The 22,870-nt window shown below is 49.3% G+C and carries 24 protein-coding genes and 1 pseudogene; 11 read left to right on the top strand and 14 right to left on the bottom strand.

All coding sequences use genetic code 11. The features are described 5' to 3' along the window. Positions 1–75 precede the first annotated feature (75 nt). Both RHI63_RS00130 and RHI63_RS00135 read left to right on the top strand, forming a co-directional pair. Positions 76–1,551, top strand: coding sequence for a hypothetical protein (locus RHI63_RS00130; RefSeq protein WP_206200550.1), 1,476 nt, complete (start codon positions 76–78; stop codon positions 1,549–1,551). 41 nt (positions 1,552–1,592) lie between these two features. After that, a complete protein-coding gene (locus RHI63_RS00135) occupies positions 1,593–2,336 on the top strand; it encodes a hypothetical protein (RefSeq protein WP_310743172.1) in 744 nt (247 codons plus the stop codon). Here RHI63_RS00135 and RHI63_RS00140 read toward each other — a convergent pair. From RHI63_RS00140 to RHI63_RS00155, 4 genes are all read right to left on the bottom strand, one after another. Then, positions 2,333–3,475: a GNAT family N-acetyltransferase gene (locus tag RHI63_RS00140; protein WP_206200552.1), complete on the bottom strand. Its 1,143-nt coding sequence runs from the start codon at positions 3,473–3,475 to the stop codon at positions 2,333–2,335. The genes RHI63_RS00135 and RHI63_RS00140 overlap by 4 nt on opposite strands. Positions 3,476–3,580: 105 nt before the next feature. Beyond that, positions 3,581–3,877: a ferredoxin PetF1 gene (gene petF1, locus RHI63_RS00145; protein ID WP_011056851.1), complete on the bottom strand. Its 297-nt coding sequence runs from the start codon at positions 3,875–3,877 to the stop codon at positions 3,581–3,583. Between the two features lie 198 nt (positions 3,878–4,075). Further along, complete coding sequence (locus RHI63_RS00150; RefSeq protein WP_206200553.1) at positions 4,076–7,459, bottom strand: glycosyltransferase; 3,384 nt, start codon at positions 7,457–7,459, stop codon at positions 4,076–4,078. A gap of 101 nt (positions 7,460–7,560) precedes the next feature. Then, positions 7,561–8,022 (bottom strand): type IV pilin-like G/H family protein, encoded by a 462-nt coding sequence (locus RHI63_RS00155; RefSeq protein WP_310821683.1) that lies wholly within the window; start codon positions 8,020–8,022, stop codon positions 7,561–7,563. Positions 8,023–8,257: 235 nt separating this feature from the next. Here RHI63_RS00155 and RHI63_RS00160 point away from each other — a divergent pair, with 235 nt between their 5' ends. After that, positions 8,258–8,536, top strand: a complete 279-nt coding sequence (locus tag RHI63_RS00160) for a hypothetical protein (RefSeq protein WP_310743175.1) — start codon at positions 8,258–8,260, stop codon at positions 8,534–8,536. A gap of 106 nt (positions 8,537–8,642) precedes the next feature. Here the strand turns inward: RHI63_RS00160 and psaC are convergent, their stop codons facing one another. Then, entirely contained in the window at positions 8,643–8,888 is a 246-nt protein-coding gene (gene psaC / locus RHI63_RS00165) for a photosystem I iron-sulfur center protein PsaC (RefSeq protein ID WP_011056855.1), read from the bottom strand. 314 nt (positions 8,889–9,202) lie between these two features. On the opposite strand from psaC, the gene RHI63_RS00170 reads away from it, so the two are divergent. Genes RHI63_RS00170 through RHI63_RS00180 form a run of 3 tightly spaced genes read left to right on the top strand, consistent with a single transcriptional unit; the run spans position 9,203 to position 11,341 of the window. After that, positions 9,203–9,622 (top strand): DUF4168 domain-containing protein, encoded by a 420-nt coding sequence (locus RHI63_RS00170; protein ID WP_206200556.1) that lies wholly within the window; start codon positions 9,203–9,205, stop codon positions 9,620–9,622. 4 nt (positions 9,623–9,626) lie between these two features. Then, positions 9,627–10,394 carry a glycosyltransferase gene (locus tag RHI63_RS00175; protein ID WP_310821684.1) on the top strand — a complete coding sequence of 256 codons (768 nt, stop codon included), beginning with the start codon at positions 9,627–9,629 and terminating at the stop codon, positions 10,392–10,394. Then, a complete protein-coding gene (locus RHI63_RS00180; RefSeq protein WP_310821685.1) occupies positions 10,349–11,341 on the top strand; it encodes a glycosyltransferase family A protein in 993 nt (330 codons plus the stop codon). Before RHI63_RS00175 ends, RHI63_RS00180 begins: the two co-directional genes overlap by 46 nt. On the opposite strand, the gene RHI63_RS00185 is transcribed toward RHI63_RS00180, so the two are convergent. The 3 genes from RHI63_RS00185 to RHI63_RS00195 form a co-directional block, all read right to left on the bottom strand. Then, positions 11,333–12,334, bottom strand: a complete 1,002-nt coding sequence (locus RHI63_RS00185; RefSeq protein ID WP_310801216.1) for a permease — start codon at positions 12,332–12,334, stop codon at positions 11,333–11,335. The genes RHI63_RS00180 and RHI63_RS00185 overlap by 9 nt on opposite strands. A gap of 101 nt (positions 12,335–12,435) precedes the next feature. Then, the gene (locus RHI63_RS00190; RefSeq protein WP_190278283.1) at positions 12,436–12,675 is read right to left on the bottom strand and encodes a thioredoxin family protein; all 240 of its coding nucleotides are present in this window, start codon (positions 12,673–12,675) and stop codon (positions 12,436–12,438) included. A 174-nt stretch (positions 12,676–12,849) separates the two neighbouring features. Then, positions 12,850–13,017, bottom strand: a complete 168-nt coding sequence (locus tag RHI63_RS00195; protein ID WP_206200560.1) for a metallothionein — start codon at positions 13,015–13,017, stop codon at positions 12,850–12,852. Positions 13,018–13,135: 118 nt separating this feature from the next. Between RHI63_RS00195 and RHI63_RS00200 the strand changes: the two genes are divergently transcribed. Then, positions 13,136–13,528 (top strand): helix-turn-helix transcriptional regulator, encoded by a 393-nt coding sequence (locus RHI63_RS00200; protein WP_286626074.1) that lies wholly within the window; start codon positions 13,136–13,138, stop codon positions 13,526–13,528. Here RHI63_RS00200 and RHI63_RS00205 read toward each other — a convergent pair. After that, complete coding sequence (locus RHI63_RS00205; protein WP_302678533.1) at positions 13,502–13,975, bottom strand: type IV pilin-like G/H family protein; 474 nt, start codon at positions 13,973–13,975, stop codon at positions 13,502–13,504. The two genes, RHI63_RS00200 and RHI63_RS00205, sit on opposite strands and share 27 nt — an antisense overlap. 76 nt (positions 13,976–14,051) lie before the next feature. Next, positions 14,052–17,381, bottom strand: coding sequence for a tubulin-like doman-containing protein (locus tag RHI63_RS00210; protein ID WP_310821686.1), 3,330 nt, complete (start codon positions 17,379–17,381; stop codon positions 14,052–14,054). Between the two features lie 274 nt (positions 17,382–17,655). Here RHI63_RS00210 and RHI63_RS00215 point away from each other — a divergent pair, with 274 nt between their 5' ends. Continuing rightward, positions 17,656–18,999, top strand: coding sequence for a MotA/TolQ/ExbB proton channel family protein (locus tag RHI63_RS00215; RefSeq protein ID WP_310743179.1), 1,344 nt, complete (start codon positions 17,656–17,658; stop codon positions 18,997–18,999). A gap of 4 nt (positions 19,000–19,003) precedes the next feature. Here RHI63_RS00215 and RHI63_RS00220 read toward each other — a convergent pair whose 3' ends face one another. From RHI63_RS00220 to RHI63_RS13125, 4 genes and pseudogenes are all read right to left on the bottom strand, one after another. Further along, positions 19,004–19,348, bottom strand: coding sequence for a histidine triad nucleotide-binding protein (locus tag RHI63_RS00220; RefSeq protein WP_149817064.1), 345 nt, complete (start codon positions 19,346–19,348; stop codon positions 19,004–19,006). Between the two features lie 29 nt (positions 19,349–19,377). After that, on the bottom strand, positions 19,378–20,586 hold the full coding sequence (gene ispG / locus RHI63_RS00225) for a (E)-4-hydroxy-3-methylbut-2-enyl-diphosphate synthase (protein ID WP_206200565.1): 1,209 nt from the start codon (positions 20,584–20,586) through the stop codon (positions 19,378–19,380). A gap of 121 nt (positions 20,587–20,707) precedes the next feature. After that, positions 20,708–20,947: a hypothetical protein gene (locus tag RHI63_RS13120; RefSeq protein WP_310801219.1), complete on the bottom strand. Its 240-nt coding sequence runs from the start codon at positions 20,945–20,947 to the stop codon at positions 20,708–20,710. Positions 20,948–20,953: 6 nt separating this feature from the next. Continuing rightward, positions 20,954–21,139, bottom strand: a pseudogene (locus RHI63_RS13125) (hypothetical protein); the annotation flags it as partial. A gap of 98 nt (positions 21,140–21,237) precedes the next feature. Here RHI63_RS13125 and RHI63_RS13130 point away from each other — a divergent pair. The 3 genes from RHI63_RS13130 (at position 21,238) to RHI63_RS00240 (ending at position 22,864) form a co-directional block, all read left to right on the top strand. Continuing rightward, complete coding sequence (locus RHI63_RS13130) at positions 21,238–21,453, top strand: helix-turn-helix domain-containing protein (protein ID WP_149817070.1); 216 nt, start codon at positions 21,238–21,240, stop codon at positions 21,451–21,453. Between the two features lie 144 nt (positions 21,454–21,597). Next, positions 21,598–22,587 (top strand): GGDEF domain-containing protein, encoded by a 990-nt coding sequence (locus RHI63_RS00235; protein ID WP_310821687.1) that lies wholly within the window; start codon positions 21,598–21,600, stop codon positions 22,585–22,587. 79 nt (positions 22,588–22,666) lie between these two features. Further along, on the top strand, positions 22,667–22,864 hold the full coding sequence (locus RHI63_RS00240) for a hypothetical protein (protein ID WP_225901602.1): 198 nt from the start codon (positions 22,667–22,669) through the stop codon (positions 22,862–22,864). The last annotated feature ends 6 nt before the right edge of the window (positions 22,865–22,870 follow it).

The following is a 22,870-nucleotide window of genomic DNA, read 5'->3' on the forward strand; positions in this document are numbered from 1 at the left end:
TTCTTAGGATTCCCCCAAGGGTCTTAGCAAAAACCGCTACTATGTTCAGTAACTATTTTATGTTACCGATTTCGGATGAGTCTCTCGACCCGCAGTCCCGATCTTGAGGTGGAACAACTGCCGCAGTTATTGCAGGCAGCTCGGTCTCGTTATTTGGCCGGGGAGCGATCGCCCGCCGTCATCAAGCCCCTCTCTCAAGTCCTGCAAGCGGTTCTAGAGCGCAACATTGATAGCCATCTCAGCCAACGAGGGGGGTATCTCCAACGCTTAGTGGAAGCCTATTTTCGCCTTTTTCCCCGCTGCTTAGAACATCTCAGTCGCGAACAACTGCAGCAGCAGGCTGTTCACAAAACTGTGCTGCGCATAGTGCAAATTCCTGCCACCATCATTCAGGATGAGTACGATCGCCTCAATCGTGGCCAGTACAATCAACCCCTAAAGCAACTGGTGCTTGCCTTTAGTCGCCCAGCCCTAGCCAACCGTAATCCCTCTCCCGAATTGACAGAGGCCGAGTGTTTCCTTGCCTTCTTTATCCAGTGCCTACGTCAAGAACTCGGCGCAACGGTTCTCCTATCCCCCCAGTTTCGCCAAGAGTACCGCGATCTCCTGCGCACGGTGTGTCTGGGGAGTTCTGATCCCGAGCAATGCCAAAGTAACCTCACGGGCTGGCTCTGGGAAGCAATGAAGTCCTTTGACCCCCTCAAGCCTTTTGGTGCCACTGGTCATGGTCGTCCCACCTTTGAAGCATGGGTGCGCACGGTCATCAACAATAAACTGGCGGATGAAAAACGCAAACTCCTCAAGCGCGAGGCCGATGAACTACTCTTTTATGACAACCGTGCCCTGCAAGTCTTTCAAGATCGTTATCAAGCAGCGCCCCCTGAGGTACAACGGGAGATTGATCCCAAAGCCTGCGCTCAGTTGATTACGATTGTCCAAACGGAAATTACCGATCCCCGTATCCGTGCTTCGACGGCTCGCTTGCGCCAGCACATTGCCCAACTCTTGGGCTGGACGATCGAGTACACCCGCGACATTCATCAACAGGTGCGGCGTATTCTTGGACGTTATGTGCAGTCCACTCGCTCTCTGAACATTTGCTCCACCGACAGCAACCAAGAATGGATTGACAACTATCCCGATACCCGCACACTGCCAACCAGCAATGGCCAAGGGGTGGAGTGCATAGTGGAGTTTCTCAATGATCCGCAGACGCCGACATGGGTCAGGGATTGGTGTGAGCGTCGCCGTACCCAAGCCGAAATTGCCCGCGAACTCTTTGTCAGCCAACCCACGATTTCTCGCTGCCTCGGTCGTGAATACCGCCTGTGGCTCTACCGTAAATTCTTTCAAGATCCCCAGATTCCGCAATGGATGAGGCGATGGTATGAAACCCAATCAATCCCCAGCCCCCACCAACGACGGCAAACCCGCCGCGAAATTCATCCTGACTATGCCCGTGGTCTGTGCACAGCAAAACAAATTGATGAGCAAATAGAGGCCAAACTTGCGCAGTGGTGTGAGCATAACGATATTTACTACCTTCCCTAGGCAGCCTCGCTTTTTCGTACTTGGTTTGGATGACGACGGCTATGACTTCCTTTTTGGCACCGACTGTTCCCATTCGTTCCCTGATATTGGATGCCGCCCATGCGGTGCTTCAGGGATGTCGTCCCAGTCGGCAACGGCAGGTTCTGCCCTATTTGGTTGCCCTCTACGCCTTCATTGACTGGTGGGAAAATGAGGGTGTTCCCAGTAAGCAGGATGATCTGGACGATCTGCCCGATGATCTGACCTTGAGTACCACTTGGTGTGAGCGGCCAGAGGTTCTTGACCTTGTGGACATTGCGGATCTCAACTTGGAAGGGGTGCAGTTATCTATCTATCCTGTCGAGGCGGGAGAGTCTCTGCGGATCCATTGCCCGACATTTTTGGGGGTGATCAACGCCGATTTGGCAGTTGCTGTTGGTTTGGATCGCGATCGCCGTCAGGCACAGATGCTGGGTTTTTGCGATCGCCAGACCCTTCTTGACTACTGGCAACACCATCCAGCGGATGCCCAAGGCTATGGCACCTTTCCCCTAGAGCACCTGCAACCCATCTTCTACTTGCCTGAGCAAATTAGCTTCCTCAACCCGCTGCCCCGAAGCACACCGCTGGCCACCAAGGGCAATACCTACGGTCAACCCCTCGAAACTCTACCGCAACTCACCCAGCGCACGGCTGTTGCTGAACCTGAAGGGTTGCCCCTCGACAATGAAACCGCAATCCAACGCCTTTTACAAGCCCTCCAAGGCTACACTGAAACCTCGGAAATTTCCCTCTCCCAAGATTAAGATTGGGCTTCTGGGGGCGATGTGTTTTCGGGTGAGTGCTCGCGGTAGTAGGCCTGTGCTCCCTCTTTGGTATGAATCTGACCGGGTTGAGGACGGCGATGGGTTTGCAGGCCTTGCAGCACTTCTGATAAGGTCAAGCCTTCCGGCAGGGGCGATCGCACTTCCCGCACCTTGTGCCACACCGAGCGCGACATCATTAAACTGCGGCGAACCGGTTCCGCCCAGCTTTCAAGGTAGGCTTCTCGCTCCCCTTGGTAATCCGTCGAAGACAGCAGTAGAGGTACGGGCGGATAGGCCTGCACCAAGCGAGCAATGTGGGTCAGTACCCCTGGATACAGATTTGTATAGGCAGGATGTACTGTTAAGTCTAGCCAGTGGGGCGTGTGTCCATCTTGGCTGGTATGGAGTGTATAGGAGGCGATCGCCACCTTCCGCTGTGGTTCAAACACATAAGCACGATGCACTTGTACCTGTTGCGACCAACTGGCCAAACCGTGGTGTAGCCAATCCAAAAGACTCGTTTGAAAGTCCCGATAGTGGCGATTAAAGACTTGGCGCACCAGTGCCGGCATCGACATCGTATCCAACTCATGCAGCAACCGTGCATCAGCATTCGTGACCTTCAGCAAATTAGGCAAGCAAGGTGTGCCCTGTGCCAGTTCTGCCAACTGATCCGCTGAAATTTGCCAGTAGGTGAGATGCGCCAAGGGTTGAAAGCCATTTTGGCGGTAGAGGTCTAGTGCTTCACGGTGGTCAATATTGATTTCAACCATCCAAGTACGGGCTTCCACAAGGGTACTAAAACAGTGGCGCAGGAGTTGTGTCCCCACCTCCGTAAACTCTTGGGCGGCCAATTGCTGCACCTGCCATGTGGTGCGACTTTCATTAAAGGGAGCCACCTGCACAACGCCCAACACTTGGTTGTCCCGCTCCGCAACATAAATCCGCAGCTTGCTCATCCCCGTTAGCCACTGCAATAGATGCAGCGGTGAGGTCATCAGGCCACCCGCCAAGGACGGCAGACCAAAGGGTTGATCATGTACCCCTTCATGGCACAGCCGCTGTTCCACCACCTCCACATCCCGATAGGCCAAGGGACGGATAATCAAATCACCAGTGGAGGGCAAGTCGGAAACCATCAGCCGGCACCAATCACTACTTCCATCTTAAGGACTCCAGTCCCAAAATAAAGGGGCGATGCCCAACGACAACCGCCCCAGCAACATAAATTGTGCAAAATCGCCTTAGTAAAGTTCTTCCTCTTGGTTGGTGAGGATTTTGCAGTCAGAACGGGGATAGGCGACACAGGTGAGCACAAAGCCCTTCTCGATTTGGTCATCATCCAAGAAGGATTGATCCGACTGATCCACTTCCCCTTCCAGCAGCTTGCCGGCACAGGTCGAGCAAGCACCAGCACGGCAGGAGAAGGGCAGGTCTAAGCCTTGCTCTTCAGCCACATCCAGAATGTACTCATCTTCGGGCACGTCAATTGTTGTTTCGCTTCCATCAGGACGCACTAGCGTTACTTTGTAGGTTGCCATGAATCTTGTCCTCTCATGTATGGAAAAGGCAGGGAGCCATCACGCTCCAATTTAGATACTAGGGGAAAACCCTAACCTTGATGGTTGGATTCAAGTCCCTCTTTGTATCGTTTTCGTAATTTGAGGCTCCCAAGGTATCTGAAATACTTATAGACATTGAACCCTATGGAGAAAATTAAGCAAACTCGATGACTGGCTCTATTCTCCGACTCGATGGCGCGGGGGCACAACCAACTCCCCTGTCCGATACCGATTCACCATGGCCGTTAGGGCTTGCTCCATCTCACGGCTAAAGCGTTGGGGATTCCACAGGGGGGCATAGCGTTTAGCTTGGCGCAGTTTCCAGCTGACCTGCTGCCGCAGCGCTGGCTCCGTCCCGAAACGAATTCCCCAATTCACATACTCCTCATCATTGAAGGCAATCCCCTCCTCAACGCCGACATTTTTCAGGAAAGTATAGGTGTGCCGTGCCACAAACTGCTGGCCTACCTTTGTAACAATTGGCACCTCCAACCAGAGGGCTTCAAGACTCATTGCTCCCCCAGCATAGGGATAGGTATCCAGCACCACATCCACATCATAGAGATTGGCACGGTGGATCTCTGGCAGATTTGATGTCAAGAAATAGAGTTTGCTTAAATCAAATCCGGCAGCTTCCGCCACACTGCGGCACCACTCCTCAAAAATCGAGCTACTAGCGTGGTACTTGACAATGAGTACAGCATTTGGCACCGCTTCAACAATGGCAAATAGCAGCTTGAGCATTTCGGGTTGAATTTTACTGGCTCGCTGGGCACACAGAAAGATCACCGTATCGGCACTCAGCCCCAATTGATCGCGAATCCCAGTTTTGTTGGCCACCTCATAGCCATCAAGGGAGAGATAACAATCCGGCAGGCGCCACAGGGTTTCTGTGTACCATGCCTGCGCTCCCTCGGGAAGAATATACGGATCAACAATAAAGTAATCCACCGTAGGTATGCCACTCGCATCAAACCCAACCCATGTCGCTTGTACAGGCGCTGGCTTTAGATGGAGAGCCATCCAAGACATATCAATAGTGCAGCTATCAAGGTCAATCAAGATATCCAGATCATCATCATGTATGATAGCGGCAATTTTTTCTGCGTCGGGTTCCGTCAGAGGGCGAAAATAATCGAAAGAGGCCTTGAACCATTCACGCAGGCTATCCGATGATTCTTTTCTGTAATCAATGCTATAGGCATATAATGTGAAGTTCTCTCTGTTGCGCAAGCGGATAAAAGATCGAATCTGATTGCCAGCAGGATGGATTTTGAAACAAACACCAATAAAGCCGACTTTTATTTTTTCAGTTTTAGAAATGTTGCTTGAAAAATTTTTCTTTATGGGTCGATACTTGTCAAGTTGGCAAAAGAGAGGAACTTTTCCTTGAGCTAGCTGGTTTCTATGGTTAAAAATTGGCTTTAGGAAAGCTGGCTGATCCGTATAATGTGTTAATGCAAAATAAGAAGAAACCGTATAAAATAAAGTAGCAAGATTAACATCCTCTCTATTTAAGTTTTCATAATAGCTATTAAAATCATCAATACTATCTAGCCATTGCTTCCACAAATGATCGATTTGCTCTGACAAATGTAAATTATATCTGTAAGTTTGTAAAACCTCAATTTTACGGCTCAAAGCTAAATCTTTACCAATCGCAGTTAAAGCTAGTGCATCTTCTAGAAGTGAGTTAACACACGCTAAGGCTAGCTCTGGTGATTTTGATCTAATGAGGGCTAAAACCAGAAAATGATAGGCAGCAAAGTCAACCTCTGAGATTCTCATATAGGTTTTTGCTATATTTTTTGCCATTTTTTCTGGATCATTTAAGATCAATTCAAACAGCAAATGACTCACCTCTTTTTGTAGGTTGAGCTGCCCTGCCCAGTTTTCAATCAATTTATTAGTTTCTTCATCAATTTCATAATCAACTAATAGTTTTCTTAATATTTCTAAAATGAATGTTTTATCATCTTCTGTTATTTCAATATTTTCAAAGTGAACACTGTTCAAACTGGTAATCAGAGATTTAATATCATCAGCTGGTAAAGATAGTTTAATAGATAAATCTAAAAGAGTAGTGGATGTTTCAAGAGTAGTTTGAAACTCATAAGCATAGCTTGCAAAAGCAAATCTGTTTTCCAATGAAAACTTTTCATACTTTGCTAAATCAATTAAGATTTTAGACCAAGCATGACTAGCCTTAAGATGCTTCTCCTCAGGATATTCAGCAATACAGAAAGACCATAACAATTGTGCTTCTGTTTCTTTTCCTTGTAGGATGTATGCAGCACCTTGATAAGCAAACCAAGCAAAATCTTCAGGAAATTTCTCAATCAACTGAATACAAGTATCAATAACTAGTTGATAATTCTCATTTTTAAGGTAAAATTCAAGACGGCTTTTCCAACTCTCAGCAGTTAAAATAACAAGTTGACTATTTATTAAGGACTCTAGGAAATTGATCCACTCATCTGCACGACGTTGCCAAGTATAGTGATCATGGATATATTCAACCTGACTTCGTAAATGACTTTCTAACTTGATACGATTCTCTGGGCAGTAGAATTGGTCTAAAATTCGTGCTAGAGCTTGACCATACCTTGCTTGGTAAGTTGGCCAGTCAGTTGTAAATTCCACTAATTCTGCAAAGCCTGCTGTTGTTTCTGGAAGTGCACCTAGTGCAGATGTAACAATAAAGCAACCACTAGCCATTGCTTCAAGGGCAGCAATACAGGAAGTTTCAGGAAAAGTATTGGGATAACTTAAAATAGCAATCCTCTTTAAGGCTTCCGCTAATGTTCTTTGGGAACACGAGGCATAGTAGTTGACTCCCGGAAGATTTTTGAATTTTTCATAGAGTGCCTGCCACCCATCTTCAGTAGGGCTGACTTGATAAACATTCATACTAGAGTAAACTTCTAACTCTAGATTTGGATAGCTCTGGTACAGCCTTGGATAAATCTCTAATAACTGCTCTAGTCCGCGAAAAGGAGTACTTGTGTAAGCAAGCCTTACATTAGGTAGCTTTTGTTCTAAGATGGACTCTTCTGGAGAAAATAGATGTTCAAAATACGGGCTAACTGCATTACGCAAGACAACGAGCAAGTCAGGCTCAAGCTTAAACTTAGTTAGATATTGCTGCCGCTGCCATTTGCTGACAACAACAATACGATCTATTAAAGATAGAACTCTAGGATCGCTTAAGTTTTGAACTCCTGGTTGATCAGTGTGATGCTGCGTCCATAAAACCAAGCTAGTACTTGTGGGTAATACTGTTCGTAAATCTTGAATTGAAGAAGCGCTGTTGAGTACAATACAAACATCAGGTTGAATAAAACTTAAACTTACCTTAGAAAGAGCAGATAGCGGTAGGTGAAGGACTCCAGCAACAATAGTTATCTTTTGACAGTTATTAGCTAGAAAGACCTCATGCCCTTTCTCATGGAGGTTCAACAGCAAGTAGCACAGTGCTGATTGTGATCCTCCCAAAGGATATTCTTTCGGTGTCTCAACTGTATAGGAGAGTGGTGACGGATCAACGAACAGTAGGCGCATGGATATTACTAAGTAGTGGTAGACATATGATAGACAAAAAAGCTAGGAGTATTTTTCCTAGCTAAGTTCAAGGGTTATTGTATTTTTGACTGGCTTAACAACTAGGAGGTGGGACAATCGGGTGCATTATTGTTAGTACCTGTTCTCACAGTTGCACTTGTCGTGCCCGCGTCAGCAGTGACGCAGCCTCGAACACCTGTACCAGCAGTGTCAGTGGCAGTGAGACCAATCTGAGCTGTTGTCGCAGTGCCACCACTCATTGCTACAGTATATCCCTCAACAGCAGTAATGGAGCTACCTACACCCAACTGAGTCACATTCTCAGCAAAGCTGGTTTTCTCCAGACGATAGGCTTGCTGAGCACGGTTAATGGCACCAGCAGCGTTTTTAGCAGCCGACAAGCGAGCTTTGTTGGCTTGGTTGAGCATGGAGGGCAGGGCAATGGCGGCCAAGATACCGATGATGATCACCACCACCAGCAGTTCAATCAGGGTGAAGCCTTCGTTGGCTTTTTTCTTGGCCAGCAGGTGCTGGAGGAATTTTGCTTTCAGTTCGGTTTTCATATTTTTGAGACTCCTTAAGTCAAGACATATTCGCCTCTAGGCATAACATACCCACCCCCTGCCGCAAAATTAACACCCCTGCTAAAAAGTTTCCGATTTTTTCCCCGCTGCTACTGGAGTGCCCTCGGTAGGCGTCATTCCCAATCTGCTAAATTTGCGGTAGCTGGCTCGCGTGGTATCTTCGCCTCATGTGCAGTAGGCTAGTCTATAGTTATCAAGCCTGATCAGTCTCTTTATGAATAACCGTGGCAATGGCTTTGGCTGGGGATTTCTTGCAGGTGCCCTTTTTGGGGGCATTACGGGTTCCCTTGTCACGCTTTTAGTCAAGGACAGACTGCGGCAAGCAGCTACGGGTGAATCTAGGCGACTGCGGGGGGATAAAGCCACTCCTCTCAACGGCAGTGATGACAACTTAATGGAGTCGATGCGCCTAGAGCTAGAGGCCAAAATTGCCCAAATTAATGAAGCGGTGGATGACCTGCAAAACCGCCTCAGCAACGAGGATCAGCCTTGAGCGCTAGGTAGAGTACGGCCGCTAAAACAAATAAAAGACTTGAGACGTAGGGATATTGCCTCAAGCCCAATCAAGGATTTACCGAAGGTTTCACGAAAATAGGGGACTAGTAGGCTAGACCCATGCTGCGGGTGGTTTCGGCACCCAAATAGACACGAATGCTCAAAAAGTCCGTCGGACAGGCCGTTTCGCAGCGTTTGCAGCCAACGCAATCTTCTGTGCGAGGGGAGGAGGCAATTTGACCCGCTTTGCAACCATCCCAAGGCACCATTTCCAGCACATCGGTGGGGCAGGCCCGCACACACTGGGTGCAGCCAATGCAGGTATCGTAGATTTTGACAGTGTGAGCCATGTGGTAACCGCTCCTAAAACGATCAGGATGACAGGTGGATGCCCTGCCGCCAACTCAGGAAGCCCCTAAGCTACGACAATAAGGGCAGTCTGGAGATAAATACCGAGATTTAGGATACCGCAGTGGTTGGTTGCTGGGTGGGGTGGATGAGCAAACTTCAAAGAATGTAACTTTTTTGTAAAGTCTGGTAAATTTACCTACTGTGGGGTCAATCTTAGTCATTTAATCCGTGGCGCTTGCCTAGGTTGCGGAACTTGAAAGGGTTCTAGGGATTCCAAGTACAGTGTAGTCGGATGCGTTGTGTGTGGTGGTCAATGTCTTGGAAGTGGTTGCCCCTTGCTGTGTGTAGTGCAGGCCTACTGCTGGTGCCTGTGCCTTCACCTCATTCCTTGGCTCAAACTTCCCCGCGCACAGATGCGATCGCTCCGTGGGAGATCATGAACTATGCCCGCGTGGTTCTGGAAATTGAACCCATTCGTCAAAAATACTATCGTCAAGCTCAGGTGGCTTTCCAAGGTCAAGTGCCCCGCAACTCTTGCTTTGGCATGAATCCCCAAAATATCCCCAGTGGCTTGGAGACCATCTGTGCTAACTATGTGCGTGAGGCAATGCAGGTGCTGAGGAAATATAATATGTCTTTAGAGCAATTCAATGCGATTACACTGCGAGCACAGCAGGACAGCGCCTTGAGTCAGCGTATTCAGGCCGAGATGGTGCGATTGCAGCGACCTTGAACCCATGAAACCCACTCAACCAACTCTAAGTATTATTACTGCGACCTATAATGCTGAGGAACACCTGCCACGGTTGATTGCGTCGTTGATTGCTCAAACCGATCCAGACTTTGAGTGGGTCGTTGCCGATGGTGGTTCTACAGATCGCACTTTAGAGCTAATAGAAGCAGCAACAGCTAAACTCAAGGCAGTCGTTGTCGACTCGCGACCTGACTTTGGGATCTATGATGCCCTCAACCGTGCTATTCGCCTAGCCTCAGGAGACTATTATCTGGTGATGGGTGCAGATGACGAGCTCTTTCCTGAGGCAGTTGCCCAATACAAGATCGCTTGCGAGGAAACAGGGGCGGATTTTGTTACTGCTAACTATTACATAGGAGAGCGTGACATAGCGCCTGTTTGGCAGCCAGCATGGGAATGGTGGAAGGGAATGCAGGCTCACGTAACTGGTCATGCCGTTGGCTTGGCAATTCGACGCACATTACACCAAAGGGTTGGTCAATACTCCCGCCATTTTCCTATCGCAGCGGATCAGCTTTTTGTTATGCAAGCAATTCGTGCAGGCGCAAGGGTTGCTAGGAGAGATTTTATTGCTGGGCGTTTCCATCCCCATGGAACCAGTGGTAGCGATCGTTTGGGATCGATTGTTGAGACGTATCGGATTCAAGTTCGTTTAGGACACTCCCTCCTTGTCCAAACCTTGCTACTCTTTTATCGGATTATCAGATGTTGGCCCCGTATTCAACAACAGAGATCAAAATTTCTGTTGTAATTCCTTTGTATAACAAAGCTAGGCATATTGCTCATACGCTGAGGAGCGTTTTGCAGCAAGCCAGCCCAGCAGCTGAGATTCTTGTGGTTGATGATGGGTCAACTGATGCTGGAGCTGAAATTGTTCGCGGCTTTTTGGATCAGGGTGTGCGTTTGATTCAACAGCCAAACCAAGGGGTGAGCGCCGCCCGTAATCGCGGATTACAGGAAGCCAGTTATCCCTACGTCGCATTTTTGGATGCTGATGATGAGTGGTTGCCCGAGCACTTGAGTACTCTTCAAACATTAATCACGGAGTTTCCGCAAGCCGCTTTGTGGAGTACATTTTGTTTAATTCGGCAACATGGGAACTACTATTTGCCACCAAGCGGGTTGCCATATGGCTGGCGAGGCATGGTGGAGCGGTTCTTTGAAGCCCATGCCCAAGGACTAAGCATTGTTAATTCCTCAACTGCTTGTGTTTGCAAGGAGGCGCTACTTTCTGTTGGGGGCTTCCCTGTGGGTGTCAAACTAAATGAGGACTACATCGCTTGGTGGCACTTGGGGTACCAATACCCTGTGGCTCATGCAGCAATAGTTACTGTTATCTATAACCAAGATGCAGAGAATCGCTGCAGTAAACTCCCTCAAGCTGCACTCCCTGCTTCATTACCTTTTTTAGTAGAGTTGTTACACTCTCAGCAAACTCCTTACCACCACCGCCGAGGGATTAAGGCCTGTTTTCGCCGAATTGCCATAGCCACATTGATAAACACCAAAATTAATGCAGAGACATTGGATACGAAAACTCTTCTTCGCCTCACATGGCGCAGTGGGTGCTATGAGTTGCTCCTAATCCTTGTTGTCCTTTATTTGTGCCCCAGAAGTTTTCTTGGGTTCCTTAAGCATAGACGCCATCGGCAACAGCGACAGCAGGCTAAGGAGCGGGCTAAGGATCTGTTAGGCTGAGATAGCATTAAATAAATAACCAACCCCCACAATTCCTAAGGTAGTTAAACTAATAAAAGTACCTAATAATTTTGGTTTTAAAACCTTTCGCAAAATGATCATTTCTGGCAAAGAAAGAGCAGTCACTGCCATGGTAAAAGATAAGACTGTACCGATAGGCATTCCCTTGGAAAATAGAGCTGAGGCAATGGGTAAAACCCCTGCAATATTAGTATAAAGGGGTACTCCAATTAAAACAGCAACTAAGACGGCAAAGGGGTTATCTTTTCCTATCCATTCGCTAATAAGTTGACCGGGCATATAACCGTGAATTCCAGCACCAATACCAATCCCAATTATCACATAAATCCAAACCGATTTAAGAATTTCACTCGATTGAAACCAACCAACTTTGAATCTATCTTCCCAGCTCATCTGAGAGGATCTTGTTAGTTCAATATCCTCATCTTGGGATTGTTTATGCTGTTTATTTTTTAATTCCCAAATAAAAGGTTCTACCCATTTTTCTAGCTTCAACAAGCCAATAATATAACCGGTAATAACAGCTAATGTAATCCCAAAAAAGATGTAAAATAAAGTTATTTTTAGACCAAATAAAGCGAATAATAAAAATACAGCAACTGCATCCACCATCGGAGCGGAAATAAGGTAGGAGAAGGTAATACCTAAAGGTATGCCAGCTTTAACAAAACCGATGAATAAAGGCACGGCAGAACAAGAACAAAATGGTGTTACTGCTCCTAAACTTGCTGCTAAAATATGCCCGCTTAATTTGCGTTTTCCTTCTAAATAAACTCTAACTTTTTCAGGTTCTAAGAAAGTTTGCAGTGTTCCAACTACAAAGCTAATTACAGCTAATAAGGTTAATATTTTTGGCACATCGTAAAAGAAGAAGTGCAAACTTTTGCCTAGGTGTGAATCTAGGGATAAGCCAAATAACTTCGTAACTATTTGAGCAGATAACCAATCAAAGGGGTAAAACAAATCCAGCATGTCTTTTTCCAGTTAAGTTTGTAGCGAACACTTAGGCTTTTTTCAAATTGAGAAAACCTCAAGCAATTGAAACGCTACCAATAGCAATACTCTACGGAATGTTATTTTAAGAAGGATGCAATTTCTTCAGGCGTTAAGACTTTTCCTTTGCTGACCACCTTGCCATTAATGGCCAAAGCAGGTGTTGACATTACTCCTCGGTTGGCTATTTCTAGGCTATCGGTTACGTGAGTAATTTCGGCCGCCAAGTTGAGATTTTTAACAGCAGTTTGAGTATTCACTTCTAGTTGTTGACATTTTTTGCAATTTGTGCCTAAAATTTCTATTTTTAATGTCATAATCTTTCCCTCTACTTTTAGGCGACATGCACCTAGGTCTGAGCGCTTTTCGTGTTTTATCCTGAGGCGATGCTTAACTCCGCTTGCACAAGTGTAGCACCCCTTCAGCTTTCCTGCTAAGGCTTGCTAGTGGTAAAGGGCGGAGTTCCCCGCCCATTCAGCTAAAAATTGCGAGCTTTAGCTACAGCCACAGCCTGTATGGCCACAGCCACCGCTTTCTTTGCAGGTGCCGTTGGCACAGGCTTCGGAGCAGTAGGGTTTGCCTTCAACCATGATGGCCTCGCTGAGGGAGACAATGCAGAGACAGTGGGGGCAGGCGCATTTCATTTGGGTAACGGTTGTCATGGCTTTTTTCTCCAAATGGGTGACACAAGGGAGGTATGCTTCACCTCTCCTTTAATATATCTGAACAGTTGTTCAAATGTCAATTAGTTAGCACCTGATCAACGCCTATGATGGAAGTATGAATACTAAAATTTTTGCTCCTTCTCATCCTCATCATCCAGAGGCTTTGGCACGAGCGAGCGATCGCCTGCTCTCTACAGAAAAAGCCCAACGGATGGCGCAATTTTTTGGCCTGCTAGCCGATGCCAACCGACTGCGGATTGTAGCCTTGCTCGCCCAAGGGGAGTTTTGTGTTGGCGATATTGCCGTGGCACTGGAAATGAGCGAGTCTGCCGTCTCCCACCAATTGCGGATGCTTAAGGCCATGCGACTGGTCAAGTTTCGTCGCCAAGGGCGGCATATCTTTTATCAATTGCTAGATCACCATGTCCTCGCTCTTTATGAGGCGGTCGCAGAACACTTAGATGAAGACGCATCAGACACTTCAGGGAGTGGGAACGGGGCAAGATGAGGGTGAGGCAATTCCTGAACCAGCGGGGGCAGCTTCTAAAATTTGGGTTGTGGTTAGTGTTGTAAACGTAGCATAGGTGCAGCCCGTAAATGCTTTCAATTCTGAACGCTCAGGGGTGGCTTGGAATTCAGCATAGTTACTATTCGCAGCGGTGATTGCGTAATCATAGTCGGGCGTATCACTAAAGCCGATTTGTAAACTTGCGATGTCAGTGGTGAATGTGGGATTGGCCAAACGGTAGGCCTGTTGCGCACGGTTGACCGCACCAACGTTTGTTTTGGCTTGGGATTCGCGGGCTTTGGTGGCTTGATTTAACATGGAGGGCAGGGCGATCGCGGCCAAAATCGCAATAATGATGACGACGACGAGCAGTTCAATCAGGGTAAAGCCTTTCGAGAGGATGAGCGATCGGTAGAACCAAGGCAAATTAAGACGATAAGGAGACATAGGGCGGCTCTCAGGTTAGACTCGTCTTCACTCTCAAGTGTTCCCACAGATCTCCGTAAAATTACAGGCAGCTCCCCTATAGCCCCAGTAGTTTTTTCTTGGCCGCTTGGAACTCCGCTTCTGAGAGTAGCCCCTGCTGGTACATGGCCATGAGTTGTTGCAGTTGCTCTAAGCCAGAGAAACTCGCCGAAGCACTGGTTTCAGGTGTTGGTTCGGGTTGGGATGGAGGTGGTTCAGGAGCAGGGGACGTTGGTGTGGGGCTAGGGGCTGGTGTGCCTTGAGCCAATTGATAGGTTTGGATCACCTCTTGGAGAATGGCGGCTTCTCGCTTATATTCAAGGCTGTCGCGTCCTCCAGCTTTGTGGAGTTCTTCCTCGCGTCGCTTCAAGTAGTTCAGTAGATGCTCATAGAGGACTTGCTTTTGTTCTGGGGTTTCGGCTGCTTTGAGAATAACGGTCACTTGGCGCTGAATTTCCTCTAAGTCGGGACGGCAGGCCAACACCTCTAGGACTTGGGTCACTTCCTCCCAGTTGGCGGCAATATCCACATCTTCAAGACCAACGGCGGTATGGCGGGTGTAGCGGATGGTGGCTTCGCGGGTGGCGCGGTTTTCTGCTTGTTTAAGGACATCAAGGGCGCGAGCAATCACCACCAGTTTTAGAATTTGGGGGTTTTCTGGAAAGACATCCCAGAAGGGGGGATCCTTTTGCAGATGTACGGGGATGGGCAAATCGCGGTTTTCTCCCCGCAGGCGGGCGCGTTTGGCGGTAATCATTTGGCCTCGCCAATCTTGGTAGGACTGCCGCAGTTCGGGCATGCCCTCAATACAGCGTAGGGAAAAGCCCCCCATCTCTTGGACAAAGACAATGCGGTGGCGTTCGCGATCGCCCAAGGGCTTAATGTCATCACTGGTAATGCTCTGGCCATTCGGTTTGACGAGGTTCTTGAGCAGGGGAATCAGTTTTTTGGCAGCCAAATCGGTAGTATTTTCACCGCCGACAATGGCGATATTGGTATTCACTGAAGGAGTAAAGCCAGCATCACGACCACTCATGACCGCTTGGGAGAGCAATAGCAGTGGCTTTGATTTCTGATAGGCCATGCGCAGGACACTGAGGATTTCCCCTTCATCGTTGCGATAAACCTGCAACAGGCGATCGCAGGCAGTGAGATCCCGCACAAGGCGGCTCTCTTCTGGGGCATTTTGCACGGTGCGCCGTACGGTTTCTTGGATAATCTCCCGCAGGTCACTTTCTTGGACATCCGCTAGTTGTGCCAAATCCAAGAGACGCATCACCTCATTGGCGGCGCGGGTTTCCTTCCAGAGGGGACTGGCCTCCTGCAACACCGTTGCTGCCGTTGTGGTACAGAGTTGGTTCAGACCAATGGCAAATGTGGACTGCACCCCGGTATTGGCACCCGCATAGCGTTCCACCAAGTCTTGATAGAGGCCATTGAGTTCTTGGCGATCGTAGAGCTTCACCCCATTGATTCGCAGGGCATCGGCACTATCCGCTTGACTATCGGCCATTGCCTTGAAACCATCACGTAAATTGAGGAGCCGCTGGTTGAGCTTGGCAAGACGTGCCTCCATCCCTTGCAGCCATTCCTCTAGTTTGTCCATCACCTCCTTGGCCAGAAAGCGGGCTTTAGCTTGAATGATGGCATTGAAACTGCCCTCAATCCCCTCTAGGGCCTGCTGGCAGAATTCCTCCATTTTCGCTTGCTTGGAGATGCCAAAGAGAGTGCTAAAGTGCTGGATATCCTGCAGGGCATTTTCGTATTGTCGCTGACGATTGGTGATATTGGGTTGCCAAGTTTGCTGAATTTCGCGGTCGTACTTTTCTGCTTGGCTCATAAAAATTTGGCGAATTTGCAGCAGAAAGGCATTGGCAAACTTGGGTCCGCGATTGCGATCTTCAACAATGCGGTAGAACTCCTCCTCAAGACTTTGGCGAGCCTGCTGGATAATTTGATTGCGGTTGTCGTACATGCGCTGCAAAAAGTCACCGTGGAGACGCTCATCGGGGCTGAGTTCGCGCAAGTGGGCAGCACGGTAATTGTCCACCTGTTCACTCAGCCAAGGCACAAATTGCAAAATTTTGCCTCTTTCCGCACCAATCATGCCCGCCACCCCCTGTTGGGTACATTCAAGGCGGTTTTCACGGCTAATTTGATTGCGTAGATCGTTAACCCAGCGGGAAATTTCCTGCATGTAGGGGCGATCGCCCGCTGCTGCTAAGGCCAATACCAAATCCACATCCAGCAAGTTCATGGGTTTCAGGAGACTCTGGGTCACCTCTAAAAGCTGGGGTGGCAATTGCACCGATTCGTTCAGCCACCAGTGAATAAAGTCTTGGCAAAGGCGATAGGTCAAGGAGGCACGAATTTGGGCAATGGGAATTTCGACACTGGAGAGGCCAAAGGCCATAAAGCTCTTGGGATAGCCCCGCCCCCCGGCATCCTGAGAGGCCCAAGCTGCCTTAATGTTGTCGCGAATCGAGCGTTTGTGGGGCGCAAAGTCAGAAGTGAGATCCAAAAAGATATTTTGGGCAATCATCTCGCGGATCTCATCGAGCTTGAATTCATTCTCGCCGTTTTTGGTGCCCACGAGGTAGGTAAAGTCAAAGGGAGGACAGTTGTAGCGCACTTCGTCGCTGAGGCTGCTGCTAAATTGCGCCACGTACTCGGTGCGGTAGTCGGCAAAGTAACTGAGTTCCATGAGGGCGGCATAGCCATTGGCCAGCACGCGATCGCCGACACTAATGGCGGCAAAGGCATTGGGCATGGGCACAATTGCCGTGACGAGGGGACTCGACTGCCCCTTGAGCCAATGGCGCACACAATAGCCCAAGTCAATGAGCATACCGCTACCGGTGCCCCCAGAGAGGGAGCCCGTAATAAAGACATTTAAGCTGCTGTTGTTGACCTTGACCCCATAGCGGCTTTGCATATAACTTTCGTGGCCTTTAACGCGATCGCTGGCCGCTTGGAACTTTTGTTGAATCGCATGGTAGTTGCAAAAGAAGGCAAACCGACCACAGGCACGGATTTGACCTGCCCCAGCCTCTAGGGCGGTAATGTTGCGCTCCAGTTCCTTGGGAAACCAAGAGGCAATCCACGGGTAGTTGTCGAGGTTTTGAATAATTTGCTGCACATTTTTGCCACTGACACTGGCCCAGTGCTTTTCGTTGTCCTTGAGGGGAGAGCCAGCGGCGAGGGGATTGGTCACTTTGTAGTCGCGATCGGTGTCAATGGCAAGGAAGCTAATCACGGGAAACTGTTTCAGACTGCCGTAGGTTTCTTCCACCAGTCGCCGCACCCGCGATAGCACCTCAATGCCTGTACCTCCCACGCCAACAATTACTGTCGGAACAATGGACTTTTCCTCCACCTGTGCAGGCATGATTCCCGTCTCCGTGACCAGTCATCCCCATCCTAGCAAGGATGTCTACCAAGTCTGGAGTGGCCTGTCCATGAATACCATCCCTCAGGAGAGCAGAGAACCGTGGTAGTAGGAGACTCATTGACTGGGAACTGGTACGAATCCTCTCACGGCAGTACCCTGTGGATTTCGGGGCTGGTTCATTCCCTGATCGGCAGCAGGGAGCAGCCGCAGTTGCCAAAATTTGAGGCGCCTTCACGATAGATTGAAAGATGTTTGCGCCCTGAGTATCGTCATGACAGCTTCTTCTCCGGTTTCGACAACAACTGCCCCTTCCCTAACACCGGTGGCGGTACCCCGCCAGGATCTGACTGTGCCGCTGTGGTTAGCGCTGGCGATCGCTGCCGTTGCTACGGTGATCCTTTACATTTTCTTTTTGCCCCTTCAGGGCACCTACCTTGGCCAACTGCTCCTCAATCGTGGCTGGACGCAACCCGTGGCTGTCTTTTTTGCGTGGACAGTTTTGGTGTTTACGATTTTGAAGGCGATCGCCCTCTTTCAACAAGCACCCAGCCTGCGGCAAATCTGGATTCCCGCCAACTACCCCTTCACCTCAATGCGGGATATTTTGCAATTACAGCAAACCCTTGCCCAACGGCGGACACTGCTGCCCAATCGCTGTGCCCGTGTTTTAGGCGCGTTTCTCAGTAGTGGCCAGCGAGAGATTGCCGTTGAAGCCGCCGCAGAAGAGAGTGGCAGTGCCGCAGCCGCCACTGATGCCTCCTATACGATTCCCCGTGTTCTCGTCTGGGCGATTCCCCTGCTGGGCTTTATTGGCACCGTGGTTGGGATTAGCCAAGCGGTCAGTGGCTTTTCCAGCTTTTTGGAGACGGCTCAGGACGTGAACCAAATCAAGGAGGGGATTGGCGGTGTGACGACGGGGCTAGCAGTGGCCTTTGATACGACCCTCGTGGCCTTGGTGCTGAGTGTGCTGGTGATGATTCCGATGGTGATCGTTGAACGCTGGGAGAATAAGCTGCTGCTGCAAATTGACACCTACATTAACGATCAACTGCTGCCCCGCCTCCCCGTTACGAATACGTCCGCAGGGGTGGATCGCGACACCCTCCAAGACATGATTCAGGAAACGATTCGCACGGAGCTGCCCACGGAGGAACGGCTGCAACAACTCTTGGACAACTTAAATCAACTGGCCCGTGCCGTGGTCAGGGATCGGCAGCAATTTGTGGCCACACTGGAGGAGCGCCAGCAACAGTCCATTGAGCAGTTTGAGCGCCTCGTGACCCAGATTCAGCACAGCCAAGGGGAACTACTGGCGCACGTCAATCAGGAACAGACCGCCATTGCCCAAGAACTGCGGCAACAAAGTCAGTACATTGCTCAACTCTTGGCCGAGAGCGATCGCACCCTGCAACAGCGGTTACAACTGTTAGAAACCCTCAACCAAGCCCTGCAAGCACTAGCGGATACTGGCAATTTGCAACTGCTGCTTGATCGCCTCAACCACACCTTGGCCAGTTTGCAACCGGTACTGCGGCAATTGGCTCAGCCGCGGCGACTGATGCTCGTGGAACAGCCTAGGCTCTACGAATACGAAGAAGATCGACCGCAAAAATAATCTCTCAACCCGGTGGCCATTGCATGGCTCGCCCGCCCAACAGGTGCAGGTGCAGATGATAGACGGTTTGACCGCCATCGGGGCCATTGTTAATGACAATCCGATAGCCATTGGTTAAACCCTCTGCCTCAGCAATGCGTTTGGCCGTCAGCAGCAGGTGCCCCAGCACACGGTGATCTTCCGGTTCTGCCAAGCTGAGTTGGGGAATCGGCTTTTTGGGGATCACCAGAATATGCACGGGGGCTTGGGGGTTGATATCACGAAAGGCCAGACACAGCTCATCCTCGTGGACAATATCCGCTGGGATCTCGCGGCGAATGATGCGGCTAAAAATGGTTTCCGTGGTCATGGTTTCACTCCTCACAGAGGTCTAATGGTTTAGGGATCCACCCAGCGGCCATCGGCTTTGATTAATTCCACAAGGGCAGCCACCCCTTCAGATTCCGGCACCTTTTTCACTTCCTCACGACCGCGATAGAGCGAGATGTAGCCAGGTTGTTTGCCCACATAGCCATAGTCGGCGTCGGCCATTTCCCCTGGCCCATTGACAATGCAGCCCATGACAGCAATATTCAGACCCGTGAGGTGTTTGGTGGCTTCGCGGACTTTGTGCAGGACTTCCTCAAGGTTAAAGAGGGTACGGCCACAGGAGGGACAGGCCACATACTCCACCATGGTGCGCCGCAGACCCAAGGCTTGCAAAATGCCGTAGCAGACGGGAATTTCTTTTTCGGGGGCTTCGGTGAGGGAGACACGAATCGTATCGCCAATACCTTCGGCAAGGAGGGTGGCAATGCCAGCAGTGGATTTGATGCGGCCATACTCGCCATCGCCGGCTTCAGTGACTCCCAAGTGGAGGGGGTAGTCCATGCCCAGTTCATCCATGCGCTTGACCATAAGGCGGTTGGCGGCAATCATCACGGGTACCCGTGAGGCCTTGAGGGAAATTTCAAGGTTGTAGAAATTCAAAGACTCGCAGATGCGGATAAATTCTAGAGCCGATTCCACCATGCCTTCTGGGGTGTCCCCATACGTAAAGAGCATCCGCTCAGCAAGAGAACCGTGATTGACGCCAATGCGCATGGATTTGCCCTGATCCCGCAGCGAGATCACCAGTGGCTCAAGGGTTTCGCGAATTTTGGCACCAATTTCCTCAAACTCGGCTTGGGTGTATTCAGTGCGATCGGGCTTGGGTTTCTCAAAGACGTATAGCCCCGGATTGATGCGTACATTGTCCACATATTTGGCAACTTCGAGGGCAATTTTCATGCCGTTGTGGTGGACATCGGCAACCAAGGGCACAGGTTTGTAGGTTTGGTAGAGGCGATCGCGAATCTCTTCCATGGCTTTAGCATGGGCAAGGCTAGGCACTGTCACCCGCACAATTTCACAGCCAATTTCATGGAGACGACGAATGGCGGCTACTGAGCCTTCAATATCTAGCGTGTCTTCATTGATCATCGATTGCACCGCCACAGGATGACCGCCCCCAATGATGACAGAGCCAACGGGCACAGGACGGGTTTTGCGACGGACAATGGCGGTTTCTGTCGGAGTAGCTTGAACAGGACTCGGCAGCGTTTGCATAGGATGTAAGTGGCCAAATTGCGCAACTTCTCCCTTTCAGGATGCCATAGAAGCGGCAAGCTGCGGCAGGCGATCGCCCCCCAAGAGATTTGCTATAATTTTTTCGGAACCTAAAAAATACTCAAACGTCCCCTTCATTGTTAGCAGCAGCCTTTAACAACCCTAACGCTGTTTCTAGCACCCGAACTGCTGTTGCTGGAGGTAAGTGACACAATTTGCCAAGAATCTCAGTCACCAGTTGTTCTTCTTCGCGGTTGGTGACATCCGTTTGGTTGAGGTAGGCGATAAAACTTTCTAAATCCTCAAAGCCAAAAACACGACATAACTTTAATAGATTTTCAGTATTTGGAAATGAAGCCATATTCTCCCATTTTTGCAAGCAGGTATAGGAGATTCCCAGCTCGGCGGCAAAGGCACGTTGACTGCGTATCCCCCGTTTTTGGCGTAGCAGCCTAGAGAGTTGTTTTCGAGAGCGTGGACTAACCATGCGGAACCTAAATAGACCCTTGGAAAGGGCACTGCGTCTTTCAATAACTTTACATGTCAAGCTCATCAATGAATACCGCCACTACCTTGTCAAAAGTTGTCGCTTGACAACCTTATTGCCCGCAATTAACATTGAATTGTTGGGCACAGATTTATAACAGCATTATGCATCCTGAGGACATTAAGGCAGAATTGCGGAAACGGGGCTGGAATGGCGCTAAAATTGGCCAAAAGCTAGGGGTTTCGCGTCATTGTGTATCGGCAGTGATTCGTGGCCGCTCCCGCTCGGCAATGATTGAGAAAGAAATAGCAACGATTCTTGAAAAGCCCCTTTACGTTGTTTTCCCCGATTACTATAGTTGTCAATCCCCCTCGGATTAACTTTTCGCTCTAATTATCTATTTTTTAGTATAGCCTAACAATTAGAAAAATTTTACTTTGACAACTAACCTTTAATTTTTTGGTGTGTTCCTGAAATATTTCTTATTAGTATAACCATTCCTTTGATAGGCTCAAACGAAACAAATGAGGGGGACACTTGCTGAATATATTTGCCTTTTCCCTGAGCCGATCGCGATCGTGAACAGTAGCGGTGAAATTCTAGCAATCAACGATGGTGCCTCGCTCTTTTGGCAACAGGATACAGAAGCCTTAATTGGTAAATCCCTCGCAGCGCTGCTGCAACAATCGCCGGAGCAGGTACAGGCATGGTTAAAGCTCTGTCAAAGCAATGCCCAGATGTTGGCTGCCCATTTTCCGATTCCCAACCCTGAGACGGATCAGTGGGTTATTGAAGGCATTGGCGTCAATCTGGATGATGAACCTGCGATTTTGACGCGGATTGTTCCTAGCTTTTGCCACAATCAGCAGTTACTCGCTGCCCAGTTGCAACAACTACAGGCCGAACTGGCTCGGCAAATTGCCCTTGTGACGGAATTGCAACAATGCCAACAAGCCCTAGAGCAGGAAAAACAGCATTTACAGATCCTTGCAGAACGGGATCCCTTAACGGGGTTAGGTAATCGTCGTTTTCTGGATGCAGCGTTGAATCGTCTTTGGCAGGAGGCACAAGTCCAAGGCCATGCCTTGACACTAGCGTTAATTGATATTGATGACTTCAAGGCCTATAACGACTGCTGTGGTCACTTAGCGGGCGATCGCGCCCTGCAACAGGTGGCTCAAACCCTTAAGACCCATCTGCGCTCCAACGATATCATTGCTCGCTACGGCGGTGAGGAGTTTGCCCTTGTGCTCTCCCATGTTTCTGCTGATACGGCTCTACACATTGTTGAACGAATGCTCCATCATGTCCGAGAGATGAAAATCCCCCAAGGGGAGAGGGCGCACCATCCCTACATAACAGTCAGTGCTGGGTTATGCTTTGTTCCTGCCAAGGCAAGTGAGGGCACCTTAACGGAGATTTTTGCCATTGCTGATGCCGCCCTTTATCAGGCCAAGCAACAGGGGCGCGATCGCTGTGTTCTGCTGGAGTGGTCACACAATGGGTCTTCATAATCTTGGGGCTTGTGATACTGGTTGGCGATCGCCCCCGCCTCCGCTAGGATAAACTTGAGTTGCGTTTCCGCCAATGGCTATGAATACTGCACCGAACTACTTTATTGCCAGCCAAATGACGATTGAGCCGCAGATTATTGTGGCGCAGAAATTCAAAGATACCTTGGGGGAAGACGTTTCTAAGGCGTGGGCAAACTTTGTCGATTCTGGCCAACTGTGGGCACTGATTATTGGTCTGGCCATTGGCTGGATCTTTGGCAAGCTCCTGAATTTTTAGCCCTGA

Source organism: Thermosynechococcus sp. GLH187, assembly GCF_031583395.1.
Lineage (GTDB): Bacteria > Cyanobacteriota > Cyanobacteriia > Thermosynechococcales > Thermosynechococcaceae > Thermosynechococcus.

Bases quoted from the DNA above. Each gene is read 5' to 3' on its own strand.
- RHI63_RS00130 (WP_206200550.1), top strand. From the start codon at position 76: ATGAGTCTCTCGACCCGCAGTCCCGATCTTGAGGTGGAACAACTGCCG.
- RHI63_RS00135 (WP_310743172.1), top strand. From the start codon at position 1,593: ATGACTTCCTTTTTGGCACCGACTGTTCCCATTCGTTCCCTGATATTG.
- RHI63_RS00140 (WP_206200552.1), bottom strand. From the start codon at position 3,475: ATGGTTTCCGACTTGCCCTCCACTGGTGATTTGATTATCCGTCCCTTG.
- petF1 (WP_011056851.1), bottom strand. From the start codon at position 3,877: ATGGCAACCTACAAAGTAACGCTAGTGCGTCCTGATGGAAGCGAAACA.
- RHI63_RS00150 (WP_206200553.1), bottom strand. From the start codon at position 7,459: ATGCGCCTACTGTTCGTTGATCCGTCACCACTCTCCTATACAGTTGAG.
- RHI63_RS00155 (WP_310821683.1), bottom strand. From the start codon at position 8,022: ATGAAAACCGAACTGAAAGCAAAATTCCTCCAGCACCTGCTGGCCAAG.
- RHI63_RS00160 (WP_310743175.1), top strand. From the start codon at position 8,258: ATGAATAACCGTGGCAATGGCTTTGGCTGGGGATTTCTTGCAGGTGCC.
- psaC (WP_011056855.1), bottom strand. From the start codon at position 8,888: ATGGCTCACACTGTCAAAATCTACGATACCTGCATTGGCTGCACCCAG.
- RHI63_RS00170 (WP_206200556.1), top strand. From the start codon at position 9,203: ATGTCTTGGAAGTGGTTGCCCCTTGCTGTGTGTAGTGCAGGCCTACTG.
- RHI63_RS00175 (WP_310821684.1), top strand. From the start codon at position 9,627: ATGAAACCCACTCAACCAACTCTAAGTATTATTACTGCGACCTATAAT.
- RHI63_RS00180 (WP_310821685.1), top strand. From the start codon at position 10,349: ATGTTGGCCCCGTATTCAACAACAGAGATCAAAATTTCTGTTGTAATT.
- RHI63_RS00185 (WP_310801216.1), bottom strand. From the start codon at position 12,334: ATGCTGGATTTGTTTTACCCCTTTGATTGGTTATCTGCTCAAATAGTT.
- RHI63_RS00195 (WP_206200560.1), bottom strand. From the start codon at position 13,017: ATGACAACCGTTACCCAAATGAAATGCGCCTGCCCCCACTGTCTCTGC.
- RHI63_RS00200 (WP_286626074.1), top strand. From the start codon at position 13,136: ATGAATACTAAAATTTTTGCTCCTTCTCATCCTCATCATCCAGAGGCT.
- RHI63_RS00205 (WP_302678533.1), bottom strand. From the start codon at position 13,975: ATGTCTCCTTATCGTCTTAATTTGCCTTGGTTCTACCGATCGCTCATC.
- RHI63_RS00210 (WP_310821686.1), bottom strand. From the start codon at position 17,381: ATGCCTGCACAGGTGGAGGAAAAGTCCATTGTTCCGACAGTAATTGTT.
- RHI63_RS00215 (WP_310743179.1), top strand. From the start codon at position 17,656: ATGACAGCTTCTTCTCCGGTTTCGACAACAACTGCCCCTTCCCTAACA.
- RHI63_RS00220 (WP_149817064.1), bottom strand. From the start codon at position 19,348: ATGACCACGGAAACCATTTTTAGCCGCATCATTCGCCGCGAGATCCCA.
- ispG (WP_206200565.1), bottom strand. From the start codon at position 20,586: ATGCAAACGCTGCCGAGTCCTGTTCAAGCTACTCCGACAGAAACCGCC.
- RHI63_RS13120 (WP_310801219.1), bottom strand. From the start codon at position 20,947: ATGGCTTCATTTCCAAATACTGAAAATCTATTAAAGTTATGTCGTGTT.
- RHI63_RS13130 (WP_149817070.1), top strand. From the start codon at position 21,238: ATGCATCCTGAGGACATTAAGGCAGAATTGCGGAAACGGGGCTGGAAT.
- RHI63_RS00235 (WP_310821687.1), top strand. From the start codon at position 21,598: ATGAGGGGGACACTTGCTGAATATATTTGCCTTTTCCCTGAGCCGATC.
- RHI63_RS00240 (WP_225901602.1), top strand. From the start codon at position 22,667: ATGAATACTGCACCGAACTACTTTATTGCCAGCCAAATGACGATTGAG.